Genomic DNA, 16,433 nt, shown 5'->3' with positions numbered 1-16,433 from the left:
TAGCGGTTGCAGGACTGAAGATCCAGTATCCACCCGCATTATGGCGAGAGTATGGCAGCGTTGTCCAACGCCAGCAGTTGTCTTATCAATCGGCTACGGGCAACATAGCGGCTTATTTTGGCCTGCTAGCGGAACCGCATGAGCGCAAACCACATTCCTGTCCAATTCAGCGATCGTAAGCGTCGTGCCGTTGACCGTCTGACACGGCGACTGGTCACCTGCTGTGGCGTGGCGATCCTGCTATTGATGCTGCTGCTCTTCTGCTGGCTGATTGGCGTGGTATTACCGCTGTTTAATGCGCCGGGCCTGCAGATTGCGGCCAGCCAGCAACTCTGGGATCGTGCGCCAGCCTTAGCGATTGGCAATCAGGGGAAGGTCGGCTGGCGCATCAGCGAGCGCGGTGCGGCGCGTTTTATTCCGCTGGATGGTCAGCCTGCGGAACCGGCACTGGCGCTGACTCCGCCGCCCGGGGAGATAGTGCGGAGTGCCGATGAGCAGACGCTACTGCTGAATATGCAGGGCGCGCTGACACTGATGCAGCCCATGGCCGACCAGCAGTGGCGTTTTCCGCTGGGCGACAAACCGTTTCATCTGCCCGATGGCGCAGTGACGAAGATGGCGCTGGCAACGCGCCATGCGGGTCAGTGGCGTATAGCCGCACTCACTGAGGCCGGACTCCGGGTGCTGACGCTCGGCACCGATCGTCAGGCCTCGGTTATCCCGCTGCCACAACACCAGCTGGATCTGCTGGCGCTCTCTCCGGCCGGCGATCTGCTCTACACCACCGAAGGCAATCTGCTGCGGGTCTGGCAACTTGATGATGACCGGGCACTATTGCGCGAAACACACACTCTGCCACAGCGGCCAAAAAGTCTGCATCTGCTGGTGGGCGGCAGAAGCCTGCTGATTCAGGATCGCAGCGGGGTCACGCAGTGGTTTGCTATCGCCAGCGAACAGGGGCCGCGCCTGCAGCGCATTCGTACATTTGCTGACAGCGACGGCGAGACCATTCTGGTGACGGAATCACAGCGCCGCGTGTTTGCGACACTCAGCAAACAGGGGCTGTTACGGTTGTTCGCCAGCAAGCAGAATGGCCCGATACTGCAGCGTCAGCTGGAACCTGGCATCGTGCACGCTCAGTTTTCGCCACGAGGCGACAGCCTGCTGATTGAACGGGCGGGAAGCTGGCAGACCCTGCGGCTTGATAATCCGTGGCCGGACGTCACCTGGCGCAATTTCTGGCAAAAAATCTGGTATGAAAATTATCCCGGACCGGACTGGATCTGGCAATCGACCGCGGCGGGTGACAATTATCAGGCTAAGTTCAGCCTGATGCCAATGGTGACAGGTACGCTGAAAGCGGCGAGTTTAGCGCTGCTGTTTGCCACACCGCTGGCGCTGGCCGCGGCGATGTACACCGCCTGGTTCATGGCACCCGGCCTGCGTCGCTGGGTTAAACCGGCGATTGAGATGATGGGGGCGCTGCCGAGCGTGGTCGTAGGGCTGATTGCCGGCATCTGGCTTGCGCCACATATTGGTCAGGCGCTGGTGGGTGTGCTGCTGCTGCCGCTGACGCTGGCAGGCACGCTGCTGCTGTGTGGCGTATTCAGCGCACGTTTACCGCCGCGCTGGCGTCAGCCGGGCCGTGAGGTGCTGATTCTGCTGCCGCTGTTGCTGCTGGTCACGCTACTGACGCTGTGGCTGCCCACGCTGTTGATACCGGATGCGGGCGACTGGCTGCCGCATTACGAACAGCGCAATCTGCTGGTGGCCGCGCTGGCAATGGGCTTTGCGCTGGTGCCGCTGATCTTTACCCTCTCTGAAGATGCGCTGTTCAGCGTGCCCGCAGCGTTAGGGCAGGGCTCGCTGGCATTGGGCGCGACGCCGTGGCAAACCCTGACCCGTGTCGTGCTGCCGGGTGCGTCCGCCGGTATTTTTGCCGCCCTGATGATTGGTCTGGGGCGTGCCGTAGGAGAAACCATGATTTTGCTGATGGCGACCGGCAACACGCCGCAAAATGAAGGTGGCTTGTTCAGCGGCCTGCGCGCGCTGTCCGCGAATATCGCCATTGAGATGCCGGAAGCGGCAGCGGGCAGTGCCCACTATCGCGTGCTGTTTCTCAGCGCCCTGATGCTGCTGCTGTTTACGCTGGTGATCAACACGGTTGCCGAGTTGATTCGTCAGCGACTGCGCCAGCGCTACAGCCAGCACGAGGAGCAGGCATGAAGGCGATGCGACAGAACGATCGCTGGCGCTGGCTAACCGCCGGTGCGGTCGCCGTCTGCCTGTTGGCGTTTACGCTGCTGATTGGGCTACTGGCGTGGCAGGGCGTGCGCGCTTTCTGGCCGCAGCGCGTCGATCTCTACACGTTTAGTCAGCCTGAAGGAGGCGAAACGCGCTTGCTGGGTGAAACACTGGAGCATCAGCGGCGCTTTCCGGCTCCGGCAGATGAGCAGGGCAACAGTGGCGGACAAGTAAATCGCTATCTGATTAAAACCGGTAATCGTGAATGGGACGCGCCTGATTTCCGGGTGGTCTACAGTCGTGCGGCGGCGAAGGTCAGCCAGCCCTCGGACATCATGGTGCTGCAACGCCGCAGCCACGGCCAGGCTTATGGCTGGTTTGTCGGCCTGCGTGAAGATAATGAAGAGTTAACCGCGCAGGATCCCGATGCACTACTGCATCAGCGGCTCGGACAGGTGCAGATGCTGGTGCGGCAGGCCAGCCAGATTCGCCGGGTCGACATGGCGCGCCTCAACAGCCAGCGTGAGCAGCTTGATGAGCAGGCGGCCACAAACCGTGCTGCCGGGCGCTTTGATCTGCAGGCCGAGTCAGAATATCAGGCCAATCAGGCCGCGTTGCAGCGCCGCTTTAATCAGCTGAGTGAGACACTGGCTTCGCTGCAACTGCAGAGTCAGCGCGACCTGTTAATCCTGCGGGATGTGCATGGCACCGAACATGCGATCCCGCTGACCGAAATCGTTGATAGCTGGAAGCCGAACGCAATGACGCTGACCGGCAAAACGTTGCATTTTCTGCATCAGCTGTGGCGTTTTGTCAGTGACTCACCCGCTGAAGGCGAGAGTGAATCCGGGGCGTTCCCGGCGATCTTTGGCACCGTGCTGATGGTGCTGCTGATGTCGGTGGTTGTGATGCCGCTGGGCGTCATCGCCGCCGTCTGGCTGCATGAATATGCCGGACGCAATGCGCTGACACGACTGGTCCGCATTGCGGTGGTCAATCTGGCAGGCGTCCCTTCAATCGTCTATGGCGTATTTGGTCTGGGCTTCTTTGTCTGGCTGGTGGGCGGCACGATAGACCAGCTCTTCTTCGCCAGCGCGTTGCCCAATCCCACCTTCGGGACACCGGGTTTGCTGTGGGCGTCGCTGACGCTGGCGTTACTGACGCTGCCGGTGGTGATTGTGGCGACCGAAGAGGGATTATCCCGCATTCCCAACAGTCTGAGGCAGGGTTCGCTGGCGCTGGGCGCGACTCAGGCGGAAACGCTGTGGAACGTGGTGCTGCCGATGGCGGTGCCCGCCATGCTGACCGGCCTGATTCTGGCGGTGGCGCGTGCCGCCGGTGAAACCGCGCCGCTGATGCTGGTTGGCGTGGTAAAAATGGTGCCGGAACTGCCCGTCGACGCGGTGTTTCCTTATCTGCATCTGGATCGCAAGTTTATGCATCTGGGCTTCCAGATTTACGATCTGGCGTTTCAGAGCCCGAATATTGAAGCTGACCGGCCGCTGGTGTTCGCCACCGCGCTGCTGCTGGTGCTGATTATTCTGTCGCTTAATCTGCTGGCGATGGGCCTGCGTCACCGTCTGCGTGAACGCTATCGCCTTATGACTCAATAACAGGCTATGACTATGACGTCCGACACGGATATCGCGCTGACCGTTAACCAGCTGTCGCTGTGGTATGGCGAGCGCCAGGCGCTGCAGGCTATTTCGCTGCAGGTGCCGAAAAACAAGATTACCGCGCTGATTGGCCCCTCCGGCTGCGGTAAATCGACCCTGCTGCGCTGTTTTAATCGCATGAATGATGTGATTGATCATTGCCGGGTCGAGGGTGAGGTGTTGCTGGGATCGCAGCCGATCCTGCGACCTGAGCAGGATCTCTCGGCGCTGCGCCGTCGGGTTGGCATGGTGTTTCAGCGCCCCAATCCGTTTCCAAAATCGATCTATGAAAATGTGGTTTACGGGCTGCGTTTACAGGGGGTACGCGATCGGCGGGTGCTGAACGAAGCCTGTGAACGAGCGCTACGCGCGGCGGCGCTGTGGAGTGAGGTCAAAGATCAGCTGTCACAGAATGCGCTGACGCTCTCGACCGGACAGCAGCAGCGGCTGGTGATTGCCCGCGCCATTGCGATTGAACCGGAAGTTCTGCTGCTGGATGAGCCGACCTCCGCGCTCGATCCCATCTCCACGCTGGTGATTGAAGAGCTGATGACCACGCTCAAGCAGCATTTCACGCTGGTGCTGGTGACGCACAACATGCAGCAGGCTTCTCGCGTGTCAGATTACACCGCCTTTATGCATCAGGGTGCGTTAGTGGAGTTTGATGAGACTGATCGTATCTTTACTGCGCCAAAACAGCGACGGACCGAAGATTACATTACGGGGCGTTACGGCTGAGGAAGGGGAAAAGCAGGCTTTCGTGAGGTGGGGATGAAGCACCGGCTCAGGAAGCCTGTACCCTTCGTAAAGATGCAAAAAACGCCATCCCTGGCGGCTCAACGGGGGCGCTTACGCACCTTATCCCTGAGGTATGCCCGTAGCCGGGCCAACGCTTTGCGTTGTTCAAAACGCTCCCGACGTTTTTGTCCCTGGCCCGCGATGCTTTACTACGGGTACAGGCTCCCATCACTTTGATTTTTTCAGCCGTCTGTGGGAAAACCCGCAACGGCTTCTGAAGCGTCAGTCGTTAGCATAACCCTGCGGCGGCAGCGGTTCGCCATCCAGCCAGGCCTTGCCGTCACGCATCGCCAGACGATCCTCCACAAACCAGCCGATTACCAGCGGATAGATGGCATGTTCCTGATGCTGCACCCGCTCCGTAATCTCCGCTTCACTGTCGCCAGGAAAGACCGGAACTTTGGCCTGCAGGATCACCGGACCGCCATCCAGCTCGTCCGTCACGAAATGCACGGAAGTGCCATGTTCGCTGTCGCCATTTTCCAGTGCCTGACGGTGCGTATGCAGGCCCGGATATTTCGGCAACAGGGAAGGGTGGATATTCAGCAGGCGATCGTGAAAATGGGCCACGAATGCGCTGCTGAGAATGCGCATATAACCTGCCAGTACAATCAGGTCTGGTGTGTAGGCTTCGATTTCAGCGATGAGCTGGCGATCGAAGGCTTCGCGGTCAGCGAAGTCGCTGGCGGCAAGCGCATGGGCAGGGATCCCTGCCTCCTGCGCCCGCGTCAGCCCATAAGCGGCGGCACGGTTGCTGAACACGGCAGCCACGCTGCCGTGAATCCGCCCGCTTGCACAGGCGTCAAGGATGGACTGAAGGTTACTTCCGTTGCCGGAAATCAGTACAACCAGCTTTTTCATCCGTTGATGACCACACGCTCTTCGGCATCAGACGCTTTAATCACGCCGAGCTTCCAGGCTTTCTCGCCCGCAGCCTGCATCAGCGCAATCGCGTTGTCTGCGTCTGCCGGACTCAGGGCGATGATCATGCCGACACCGCAGTTAAAGGTACGGTACATCTCGAAACGGCTGACGTTGCCCGCCTGCTGTAACCAGCTGAAGACAGCCGGCCACTGCCAGCTCTTCTCGTCGATTACGGCCTGCGTGTTGTCGGGCAGCACGCGCGGAATATTCTCCCAGAAGCCGCCGCCGGTCAGGTGTGCGATAGCGTGCACATCGACCTGCTCAATCAGGCTCAGAATATTCTTCACGTAGATGCGGGTTGGTTCCAGCAGATGATCGGCCAGCGGTTTGCCTTCCAGCTGTTCAGTCTGTGGATCGGTATTGCTGACTTCCAGAATCTTACGCACCAGCGAATAGCCGTTGGAGTGCGGGCCACTGGAGCCGAGTGCGATGAGTACGTCGCCATCCTGCACTTTGCTGCCATCAATGATCTCTGACTTTTCCACCACGCCAACACAGAAACCGGCCACATCGTAATCTTCGCCGTGATACATGCCTGGCATCTCAGCGGTTTCACCGCCGACCAGCGCACAACCCGACTGCAGGCAACCTTCGGCGATGCCGGTGATCACCGCAGAGGCGGTATCCACATCCAGTTTGCCGGTGGCGTAGTAGTCGAGGAAGAAGAGGGGCTCAGCGCCCTGTACCACCAGGTCGTTGACGCACATCGCGACCAGGTCAATACCAATGGCATCGTGGCGTTTGAGATCCATCGCCAGACGCAGCTTGGTACCAACGCCATCGGTGCCGGAGACCAGCACCGGCTCACGGTATTTTTGCGGCAGCGCGCAAAGCGCACCAAAACCGCCCAGTCCACCCATCACTTCCGGGCGACGCGTCTTTTTCACTACGCCTTTAATACGGTCAACCAGAGCGTTACCAGCATCAATATCAACACCGGCGTCTTTGTAACTGAGAGAGGTTTTGTCGGTCACTGCGAGGTCCCCACGCGAGTTGCGGTTGGTGGTTTAAAATAAAGCGCGGCAATTCTATCAGTGCAGGCAAACGTTTGCGAGTCCGGGATTGCGCATTGGGCGTTTTTCATTAATCCTCTATTTGTCCCGGTAAAACCCGCGGCTTTGCGCAAGAGCAGGTGGCGCGGAGCGCAAAAGGCGGTATAATCCCGCGATTTTTTTTAGCTCAACTCATTCCGGGAGAACACCAATGAAGATCGTGGAAGTCAGACACCCGCTGGTCAAACATAAACTGGGCTTGATGCGTGAGCATGATATCAGTACAAAGCGTTTTCGCGAGCTGGCGTCTGAAGTGGGCAGCCTGCTGACCTACGAAGCGACCGCCGATCTGGAAACAGAGCGCGTAACCATTGAGGGCTGGAACGGCCCGGTAGAGATCGATCAGATCAAAGGCAAAAAAATCACGGTGGTGCCGATTCTGCGTGCCGGCCTGGGCATGATGGAAGGGGTGCTGGAGCACGTTCCCAGCGCCCGTATCAGCGTGGTGGGTGTTTACCGTGATGAAGAGACACTGGAGCCGGTTCCCTATTTCCAGAAGCTGGTCTCTAACATCGAAGAGCGTCTGGCGCTGGTCGTCGATCCTATGCTGGCGACCGGCGGTTCCATGATCGCCACCATCGACCTGCTGAAGAAAGCGGGCTGCACCAGCATTAAAGTGCTGGTACTGGTTGCCGCACCAGAAGGGATTGCCGCGCTGGAGAAAGCGCATCCTGACGTTGAGCTTTATACCGCGTCAGTGGATCAGGGACTGAATGAGAAGGGTTACATCATTCCCGGGCTCGGCGATGCCGGGGACAAGATTTTCGGAACCAAATAAATCGCACAGCCGACCAGAGAGTCGGCTTTTTTTTGGCAAAAAAAAGATCCCCGAACGGGTTTGGTGTGGCTGCAAGGCTCACCGGCGTGCCTGCTGCTGTGCCAGCGGCGCGCGCCCAGGGGGATAAATAACACAAGGGGATAAATGATGACTCGTCGCGCCATTGGCGTCAGTGAACGACCGCCGTTACTGCAAACCATTCCACTCAGCCTGCAACACCTGTTCGCCATGTTTGGTGCCACGGTACTGGTACCGATTCTGTTCCACATCAACCCGGCGACGGTGCTGTTGTTTAACGGCGTTGGCACGCTGATCTACCTCTTTATCTGTAAAGGCAAAATTCCCGCTTACCTCGGTTCTAGTTTTGCCTTTATCTCGCCGGTGCTGCTGTTGCTGCCGCTGGGTTATGAGGTCGCGCTGGGCGGATTTATCCTCTGCGGCGTGCTGTTCTGTCTCGTGGCGCTGATTGTCAAACGCGCGGGCACCGGCTGGCTCGATGTGATGTTTCCCCCGGCAGCGATGGGCGCGATTGTCGCCGTCATCGGTCTGGAGCTGGCAGGGGTAGCCGCCAATATGGCTGGGCTGCTGCCGGCTGAAGGCAGTGCGCCCGATAGTACAACCGTGCTGATTTCGCTGGTCACGCTGGCAGTGACGGTATTCGGTTCCGTGCTGTTTCGTGGCTTCCTGGCGATCATCCCGATTCTGGTCGGGGTGGTGGCGGGTTATCTGCTCTCTGCATTTATGGGCATCGTTGACTGGAGCGGCGTGGTCAAAGCCCCCTGGTTTGCGCTGCCAACCTTCTATACGCCGCGCTTTGAGTGGGTGGCGATGCTGACGATCCTGCCCGCGGCGCTGGTAGTGATTGCCGAGCATATCGGTCATCTGGTGGTCACCGCCAACATCGTAAAGAAAGATCTGATTCGCGACCCTGGCCTGCATCGTTCGATGTTCGCCAACGGCTTATCAACGGTCATCTCCGGCTTCTTTGGCTCAACGCCTAACACTACCTACGGTGAAAACATCGGGGTGATGGCGATTACCCGCGTCTACAGTACCTGGGTTATTGGCGGCGCGGCGATTCTGGCGATCCTGCTCTCCTGTGTCGGCAAACTGGCGGCGGTGATCCAGGCGATCCCGGTACCGGTCATGGGCGGCGTGTCGCTGCTGCTGTATGGCGTGATTGGCGCATCCGGTATCCGGGTGTTGATCGAATCCAAAGTCGATTACAACAAGGCGCAAAATCTGATCCTGACCTCGGTGATCCTGATCATCGGCGTCAGCGGTGCGAAGGTGCATATTGGCGCTGCGGAGCTGAAAGGCATGGCGCTGGCGACGATCGTGGGGGTGGGATTAGCGCTGATCTTCCGTGTGATCTCGCTGTTGCGTCCGGAAGAAGTGGTGCTGGAGGCTGAAGAATCGCGCGAGCCGTGATCGCAGCAAGCCTGACAGGATCGGGGCAGGGACGCCCCATTCATCTCTTTCTGAAAACTGTGTTAGACTTCCCCCGATTTTTTGCTTGTTCTCTTGCTGAGGTGCTTCTGAACACGCCGGCACAATTGTCATTGCCACTCTATTTACCTGACGATGAAACCTTCTCCAGCTTCTGGCCGGGGGAAAACCCGTCGCTGATTGCCGCGCTGAAAGGTGCTCTCAACCAACAACATGGCAGCTATCTCTACTTCTGGTCACGCGAAGGCGGAGGGCGGAGCCATTTGCTGCACGCCGCGTGCGCCGAGATGTCAGCGCGCAGCGAAGCGGTCGGTTACGTTCCGCTGGATAAACGCACCTGGTTTGTACCGGAAGTACTGGAAGGGATGGAGCAGCTGTCACTGGTCTGCATCGATAACATCGAGTGCATTGCAGGTGAGCCTGAATGGGAAATGGCGATCTTCGATCTCTATAACCGTATTCTTGAAACCGGTAATACGCGCCTGTTTATTACCGGCGATCGTCCGCCACGCCAGCTCAATCTGCAATTGCCCGATCTCGCCTCACGGCTGGACTGGGGGCAGATCTATCGCCTGCAGCCTCTCTCCGACGAAGACAAATTACAGGCGCTGCAACTGCGCGCCGGGTTACGCGGATTTGAGCTGCCGGAAGATGTGGGACGCTTCCTGCTGAAACGTCTGGATCGTGAGATGCGCACCCTGTTTGATACGCTGGATCGGCTTGATCGTGCCTCGATCAGCGCCCAGCGTAAACTCACCATTCCATTTGTGAAAGAGACTCTCGGCCTTTAAAACAGGTCGAGCACCGCTTCGGGCGGACGTCCGATCCGCGCCTTGTCGCCATTGATCACTATCGGCCTTTCAATCAGCACCGGATGTTCCACCAGCGCATCCAGCAGCGCACTTTCGCTTTTGTCGCTGAGTGCCAGTTCGCTATAGATCGCCTCTTTAGTCCGCATCAACTGCTGTGCGCTCTGCATTCCCAGTTTTTTTAACAGGATTTGCAGCGTCTCGCGATCGGGCGGCGTGTGCAGATAGAGCACCACTTCTGGCTCTATCCCGCGGGCGTTCAGCAGCGCCAGCGTCTCGCGGCTCTTGCTGCAGCGCGGGTTGTGGTAAATCGTCACCATCTCAGACTCTCCTTTTAATCGCGGCGTGAATGCTCAGCCTTTCTGATATTGCTTAAAGCGCTGTTGTAACTGGCGCAGCTGATCGATACGGGCATCGTAGCGCGCCTGTTTCAGGCTGCCGAGCGGCACCTGTGCGCTGGCGCTGCCAAGCGCAGTGATCGCCTGATCGAGCTGGCCATTCAGCGCCAGACTCTCTGCCCGCGCCGATAACTCTTCATCGTTCAGCCCCTGCTGTGCAGACGCCTGGGCCAGTAAATCCCAGCCGTTGGGATCATCTTTATTGGCCCAGGTGTAGCGATTCAGAATGCGGCTGGCGTTGGCATACTGTTTCGCTTCAACGTAGGCATTGGCCAGGTTGAGCTGTACCACCGGGCTGTTTTTGGCGCCGGTGGCGGCGCTGAGCAGGGCGATCGCCTGCTGTGGCTGATTCAGGCCGATATCGATGTCCGACATGATGTCGAGGAACCAGACATTATTGGGTTTTTTCGCCAGCAGCGGCGTCATAATCCGCTTCGCATCGGCATAACTCTTCGCCTGCAAAAACTGTATGGCTTTGCCATATTGTGACGCCAGCTGCTCACGAGAATTGCCGCTGGCATACTGACTCAGCAGTTCGTCGGTAAGCTGATTACGCCCGGTAGAGTACATGCCCAGCGAACGGACCTTTGCCAGATAGAAATCTTCTGTAGATTGCACCACTACCGGCCGCATCTGGTTAGCGCGGTTGCGGGCATCCGCCAGACGGCTGTCGGGCAGGGGGTGCGTCAGCAGAATTTCAGGTGGCTTCGAGGAGAAGCGGCTCTGATCGGCCAGCTTCTGCAGAAAGTTCGGCATCGCCTGGGGATCAAACCCGGCGCGCTGCAGTACCTGAATCCCGATACGGTCGGCTTCCTGCTCATTACCCTGGGTAAAACTGATAATCCCCTGCTGAGTTCCCGCCAGTGTGCCGGTCAGTGCTGCCATGCCCGCCTGCGGATTGGCCATCGCCAGCAGAATAGAGCCCAGCGCACCGACCCATGTCAGCGGCGCATTGCGCTTCTGATCTTCCATTGCGCGCGCCAGATGGCGCTGGGTAACGTGTGAGATCTCATGCGCCATCACTGACGCCAGCTGGCTTTCATTTTCGGTATAGCGGAACAGCGCTGAGTGCAGCACCACGTGGCCTCCAAAAAAGGCAAAGGCATTGAGCTCATCGTTCTGAATCAGAAAGAAGTGGAACGGAGTTTTCACTGAGTCGGCGTGTGAAACCAGTCGCTGACCCAGCTGATTAATATACTGATTAAGCAGCGGATCGTTGATCAGCGGTGCACTGGCACGCAGCTGGCGCACATAAAAGTCGCCCATCTGCAGTTCCTGATTAATCGACAGCGTCGAACCGGCCGTAGTGCCAATATCGGGCAGTGAATCACTGACATCGGCGTAAGCAGGTGACAGAGTAGTGAAAATGAGCGTCGGAAGGAGCGCGGCGATCAGCGTTTTCTTTAACCGGTTCAACATGCCTTAATCCTGTAGAGAAGCCCTGAAAATGGACACGTGCACAGCGGGAATTTTCCATTTTTCGCAGATAACGACGGTTCATGACCATCTTAACCAGAGCATCTGAAGAATGAAATGTCGTTTTCTGGCAAGCGACCGGCGTGATTTGTGTAAGATCGCCCATTTTGACGAAAAAAATTGAACATCCTTCCAACGTAAACCGCAGCTAAACGAACAGAAACTGGCGGCGTATCGCCGGGTTTGTGAGCGTTTAAGTGACGCCTTATTCATTTATTCCCAATGCGCTTCGGCAGAATAAAGCAGAATCTGCTGCCACGCAGATTTAGCCAGTGAGCGTATTTTTTTAAAGTTATGTAAATTCACTCAAAAAAACTGACTATGGCATGAGTTTTTCCAGGTCTACTCTGAAAAAATAGTCCTCTCTGAGCCGCTAATCTCCTCTTCGCCATTGATAAATTAAATCGTAGCCCTCGCCTTTATCCTGCTTATTCCAGCTACGCCTGGCTGTTATTTATTTCTGTTAATGTCACAGGAAGCGAAAAGAGCTAAAAAAGTCAGGTCCATTCTGATTAAGACCTTTTTTGTCCGCATAATGAAACTTTTTGATTAATACGGAAGGTGAATAATTTCAGGGTTTATCAACCGCGCGCTGACCTGAATTTACACACGCGAGAATTATGCCTGCGCTGTGATATAGATAGCCGACCTGATTCTGTCCTGAATCTGCCAGAGATTATTTGCCGGAGAGAAGTGTTATGCGTTCAGTTGTTTCATACGCGTTAATCGCCATTATTGGCGGCGTCGTTGGCGCGGCTGTCACACAGGGTGGCGAGATTTATGACAAAGTGACACGCCATTTTGCATCCGAGCCTCAGGAAGCCCCAGGATTCTGGAGCACACCGGCGATTGAAGGTTACGGCAAAATTCATTATGAACCCGACGCCGCGTTTAAACCGGTGGCGGGCCTGAGCAATAAAATTGTTTTCCAGATTACCCGAAGCGATGGCGCGATGACCGCGCCCAATCTGGGACTAGAGCGTGTGGCGCGCGTGGTGAATTTATATATCGCCTCCGGCATTCCGGCCGATCAGCTGAAGTTTGTTGTTTCGGTCACCGGCGACGCGACCCCCGCCATGCTGGATAACGCCCATTTTAAAAAGTTTTATGGCATCGAAAATCCAAACCTGAAGCTGATTAATGAGCTGAATCAGGCGGGAGTGAAAGTCTCGGTCTGCGATCAGTCCGTGGCATTCCATCACTATCCCAATAACTGGATTGATAAATCTGTAGTCCATGCGCTTTCCAGTCCAACCACCGTATCAACCCTGCAAAACCAGGGATACGCGTGGCTGGCAATGTAATTAATGTTTTAAACGATCGGGAGAAGAGTTAATGCGTCCAGCAGCTTTAGTGGTGATGGCAGCCGTAGCGGGATTTATCGGCGGCAATGTTTTACAGTTGCCGGAATTATTCGATAAGGTCAGCGGAAAAATGGCGGATAATAAATCCGAACCTGCTGATTTCTGGAGTACGCCAGCGATTGAAGGCTACGGCAAAATACATTATGTCGATACGCCTGCATTTAAACCCGGCACGACAGCGGGCCTGAGTAATAAAATAGTATTCCAGATCAACCGCAGTGAAGGGGATATTCGTAAGCCGAATCTCGGTCTGGAGCGCGTAGCGCGCGTCACCAACCTCTATTATGCGGCAGGTGTGCCCCTCGACCAGCTGAAATTTGTGGTGTCAATTAACGGCGACGCGGTTTCATCAGCGCTGAATAATGACCAGTTCAGCAAAGCCTACGGCGTCGATAACCCGAACCTGAAGCTGATCAGCGAGCTGAAAAAAGCGGGCGTTCAGGTCACTATCTGCGATCAGTCAGTGGCGTTTCATCAGCTTGAGCGCAACTGGATCGACCCGATGGTCACTCACACCATCTCCAGCGGCACTACCGTTGCGACCCTGGAAAACAGCGGTTACGCCTTCCTGATGCTTTAATTCCCCCACAGCGGCGTCACTGCCGCTGTCATCTGCCCGTCAAATTGCTGTGATGCCCCTGTCATATAACGCTGCTGGTGTCGGCGCAATGAGATCGATCTCATCGACAATAAACGACCTTTTGCCTCTGGCATTGCGCATATGGAGCAGCAACGGTTTCGCCATCCAGAGGCACTTGAGGCGATCATTGCCCGCCATCCGCAGGTTGAGCGGGTGCTCTGTGGTCATCTGCATCGCAGCCTGCAGACCCGCTTTGCCGGAACCCTGTCCTGTGTCGCGCCAGGCGTGTCGCATCAGGTGGCTCTGGATCTGCATCGGGAGGGGCCGGCTCACTTTATTCTGGAGCCGCCTGGCTTTTTGCTCCATTGCTGGCAGCCTGTGCAGGGAATGGTCACGCATCAGTGCGCGATAGGCCACTTTTCGGGACCCTGGCCATTTTACGATAGTCAGGGGTTAATCGATTAGTGCCAGCTAAATCTGTATTAAGCGGGGTGATATTTGTCTTAATGCTGCTCAAAAATGCCGACACAGTGTAGACTTAAGCCCGGCTATCAGGGCTTCTGGCACACATTAAAAAAATAATCAGGCATTCACGACATGACACTCTTCTCCAGGGCGGCGACGCCATGCTAAAGCTCTTTCGGCCCAAGGCCGACTTGCGCAATCTGATCGCCCTGCTGGTGATTGTCAGCATTGTTATCACGCTCGCGAATACGCTCTACGCCACCTGGCGGGTGCAGCGCCAGGTGCTGATTGACACCACGCTTGAGGCTAACCGGGCCTATGCCGCCAAGCTGGCCTCAACCAGTGAAATCTTTTTTCAGCTGGCGCAGTCACAGTTGCACTACAGCGCCAATCAGCTAAGCCGTGACTTTAATAATGAAGGGCTGCTGAATAGCGAAGTCAATCGTCTGCGTGAGCAGACCACCAGTTTCAACTCGGTGGCCGTGGTGGATGAGCAGGGCGCGATCAAAGCGATCTCGCCCGAATCCCTGACGCTGAAAGGGATGCGTGTCACCAGTGATGCCTCCCGCGAAGCGCTGACGCTGCGGCAGCCGATCATCAGTAAACCGACCCTTTCTGCAGCCAATAATCTGCTGGTGTTTGTCTCCTGGCCAATCTGGAGTCCCGATGGCGACTATCTGGGCTACATCGGCGGCACAATCTATCTGAAGAAAAAAAGCATTCTGAATGCGTTACTGGGTGAACAATTCTACCGTGATGGCACCACGGTCTATGTGCTCGACAGTAATAATGAGGTGTTGTATCACCAGAATCGTCAGCTGATTGGTAAAGTTCTGCCCGCCATCGTCAGTCCGCGTGACGAGAAGACCAATGGCTCGCTGATGCTTGCGGGTGCAGGTGAGTCCACGCAGCTGGCGGGCTATGCCGTCGTGCCGACCACCGGCTGGACGGTGGTGGCGCTGAAGCCGATTAACGTCACGCTGAACCCGCTCTCAGGCCTGTTAATGAAAGTCCTGAAAAACTCGGTGCCGTTCGCGCTGCTGACCCTGCTGGTTGCGTTAGGGCTGGCACGGCTGATTGCCCGACCACTGTTCCAGCTGGCCCGCAAAGCCAGCCGGATGGATGCGCAGGGCGTATCAAAAGAGATTGGCGGCATCAGTGCCTGGTATTTTGAGGCGGCGCAGGTCAAGCGCGCGCTGCTCACCGGCATCGGACTGGTGCAGGACAAAATCGGTCGTCTGAGTTCGGAAGCCCAGACCGACCCCCTGACTCAGTTGCTGAATAGGCGTGGTCTTAATGCGGTACTGGAGTATTACCGTACGCTACGTCAGCCTTTCTCGGTGCTGGCGCTGGATATCGATCACTTTAAAAACGTCAACGATAGCTGGGGCCACGATGTGGGTGACCGGGTGATTCAGCAGGTCGCTAGCACGCTGCGTGCCAGCGCCCGTCAGTCTGACGTGGTGTGCCGCAACGGCGGAGAGGAGTTTCTGATGCTGCTGCCGGGAACGGCGCTGGATGAGGCGCAGATTATCGCCGAGCGCGTGCGACTGGGTATTGCAGAAGCCTGGCTCACCGACGTGGGACGCATTACCTTGTCTATCGGCGTCGCGGCCTGGAATGGTTCGCAGGATGCCGGGCTTGAAGGCAGTTTAAAACAGGCGGATGCGGCGCTCTATGAAGCGAAAAAAGCCGGGCGCAACTGCGTTATCGTGGCCGACGCGTAATCGCGTGAACTCAGAGTATTTCGCAACGGCAGGATAAAAACGGGCGGGGAAGAGGCCGCTAAGCAGGGCGCGGCGTTAAGGCTACCGCGCCCCTCAACATCAGGCTGACTTGACGTAATCCAGCACCATGTCGTGGTGATTCGAGGTCTTAAAGTTATCAAACACTTTTTCGATCCTGCCCTCAGCATCTATCAGGAAGCTGATGCGATGAATGCCGTCATAGGTTTTCCCCATAAACGTTTTTTCACCCCAGACGCCAAACGCCTGGCAGACTTCATGGTTTTCATCGGAGAGCAGGGTAAAGTTCAGCAGCTCTTTTTCGACAAACTTTGACAGTTTTTCCGGTTTGTCGGTGCTGATGCCCAGCACTTCCACGCCCGCTTTTTTCAACTCATCCATGTTGTCACGCAGACCGCACGCCTGCACGGTGCAGCCTGGCGTCATCGCTTTCGGGTAAAAGTACACCAGAACGCGCTGTCCCTGGAAGTCGGTCAGATTCACGTGTTCGCCGTCCTGATCGGGCAGGCTAAATGCGGGTGCAGTATCTCCGGCTTTCAGTGGATTCATCACATCTCTCCATTTTCTTATTCAGGCTGTGGGTAATACACCATCCGGTCAGAAACGGCCAGAGGGAAAATTACCATCAGGGGGTATTTCACCACATAGCCGGTCACCTTTCAGTGGCAGTAATGTGGAGAAATAACTCCGGTTAAT

At 56.7% G+C, this 16,433-nt stretch carries 14 protein-coding genes and 1 pseudogene; 10 read left to right on the top strand and 5 right to left on the bottom strand.

The genetic code is table 11. The features are described from left to right. Positions 1 to 138: 138 nt before the first annotated feature. From AC0T7J_RS06775 to pstB, 3 genes are read left to right on the top strand one after another with little or no spacing between them, the layout of a single operon-like run. Entirely contained in the window at positions 139 to 2,226 is a 2,088-nt protein-coding gene (locus AC0T7J_RS06775; RefSeq protein ID WP_473793008.1) for an ABC transporter permease subunit, read from the top strand. After that, positions 2,223 to 3,857, top strand: a complete 1,635-nt coding sequence (gene pstA / locus AC0T7J_RS06770) for a phosphate ABC transporter permease PstA (protein ID WP_473793006.1) — start codon at positions 2,223 to 2,225, stop codon at positions 3,855 to 3,857. Before AC0T7J_RS06775 ends, pstA begins: the two co-directional genes overlap by 4 nt. Positions 3,858 to 3,869: 12 nt before the next feature. Beyond that, the gene (pstB, locus tag AC0T7J_RS06765; RefSeq protein WP_010260068.1) at positions 3,870 to 4,637 is read left to right on the top strand and encodes a phosphate ABC transporter ATP-binding protein PstB; all 768 of its coding nucleotides are present in this window, start codon (positions 3,870 to 3,872) and stop codon (positions 4,635 to 4,637) included. Positions 4,638 to 4,919: 282 nt separating this feature from the next. On the opposite strand, the gene purN is transcribed toward pstB, so the two are convergent. Beyond that, positions 4,920 to 5,558, bottom strand: coding sequence for a phosphoribosylglycinamide formyltransferase (purN, locus tag AC0T7J_RS06760; protein WP_473793004.1), 639 nt, complete (start codon positions 5,556 to 5,558; stop codon positions 4,920 to 4,922). Continuing rightward, positions 5,555 to 6,595, bottom strand: a complete 1,041-nt coding sequence (gene purM, locus AC0T7J_RS06755) for a phosphoribosylformylglycinamidine cyclo-ligase (protein WP_473793002.1) — start codon at positions 6,593 to 6,595, stop codon at positions 5,555 to 5,557. Before purM ends, purN begins: the two co-directional genes overlap by 4 nt. Positions 6,596 to 6,824: 229 nt before the next feature. Here purM and upp point away from each other — a divergent pair, with 229 nt between their 5' ends. The 3 genes from upp to hda all read left to right on the top strand — a co-directional run bounded on the left by upp (position 6,825) and on the right by hda (position 9,691). Continuing rightward, positions 6,825 to 7,451: a uracil phosphoribosyltransferase gene (gene upp / locus AC0T7J_RS06750; RefSeq protein ID WP_009088774.1), complete on the top strand. Its 627-nt coding sequence runs from the start codon at positions 6,825 to 6,827 to the stop codon at positions 7,449 to 7,451. A gap of 147 nt (positions 7,452 to 7,598) precedes the next feature. Then, a complete protein-coding gene (gene uraA, locus AC0T7J_RS06745) occupies positions 7,599 to 8,882 on the top strand; it encodes a uracil permease (protein WP_010671338.1) in 1,284 nt (427 codons plus the stop codon). A gap of 107 nt (positions 8,883 to 8,989) precedes the next feature. Then, positions 8,990 to 9,691 (top strand): DnaA inactivator Hda, encoded by a 702-nt coding sequence (gene hda / locus AC0T7J_RS06740; protein ID WP_195719715.1) that lies wholly within the window; start codon positions 8,990 to 8,992, stop codon positions 9,689 to 9,691. On the opposite strand, the gene arsC is transcribed toward hda, so the two are convergent. Continuing rightward, positions 9,688 to 10,029, bottom strand: coding sequence for an arsenate reductase (glutaredoxin) (gene arsC, locus AC0T7J_RS06735; protein ID WP_473792999.1), 342 nt, complete (start codon positions 10,027 to 10,029; stop codon positions 9,688 to 9,690). The genes hda and arsC overlap by 4 nt on opposite strands. 33 nt (positions 10,030 to 10,062) lie before the next feature. Beyond that, entirely contained in the window at positions 10,063 to 11,526 is a 1,464-nt protein-coding gene (bepA, locus tag AC0T7J_RS06730; RefSeq protein WP_473792997.1) for a beta-barrel assembly-enhancing protease, read from the bottom strand. 755 nt (positions 11,527 to 12,281) lie between these two features. Here bepA and AC0T7J_RS06725 point away from each other — a divergent pair. The 4 genes and pseudogenes from AC0T7J_RS06725 (at position 12,282) to AC0T7J_RS06710 (ending at position 15,719) form a co-directional block, all read left to right on the top strand. Continuing rightward, on the top strand, positions 12,282 to 12,887 hold the full coding sequence (locus AC0T7J_RS06725; protein ID WP_473792995.1) for a DsrE family protein: 606 nt from the start codon (positions 12,282 to 12,284) through the stop codon (positions 12,885 to 12,887). A 31-nt stretch (positions 12,888 to 12,918) separates the two neighbouring features. Then, on the top strand, positions 12,919 to 13,527 hold the full coding sequence (locus AC0T7J_RS06720; RefSeq protein ID WP_010671341.1) for a DsrE family protein: 609 nt from the start codon (positions 12,919 to 12,921) through the stop codon (positions 13,525 to 13,527). A 117-nt stretch (positions 13,528 to 13,644) separates the two neighbouring features. Next, positions 13,645 to 13,992, top strand: a pseudogene (locus AC0T7J_RS06715) (metallophosphoesterase family protein); the annotation flags it as partial. Between the two features lie 161 nt (positions 13,993 to 14,153). Beyond that, entirely contained in the window at positions 14,154 to 15,719 is a 1,566-nt protein-coding gene (locus tag AC0T7J_RS06710) for a sensor domain-containing diguanylate cyclase (protein WP_473792993.1), read from the top strand. 99 nt (positions 15,720 to 15,818) lie between these two features. Here the strand turns inward: AC0T7J_RS06710 and bcp are convergent, their stop codons facing one another. Beyond that, entirely contained in the window at positions 15,819 to 16,286 is a 468-nt protein-coding gene (bcp, locus tag AC0T7J_RS06705; protein ID WP_010260016.1) for a thioredoxin-dependent thiol peroxidase, read from the bottom strand. Positions 16,287 to 16,433 lie beyond the last annotated feature (147 nt).

It is taken from the genome of Pantoea sp. E956-1 (assembly GCF_982223955.1).
This window is presented reverse-complemented; position numbering and strand designations above follow the sequence as displayed.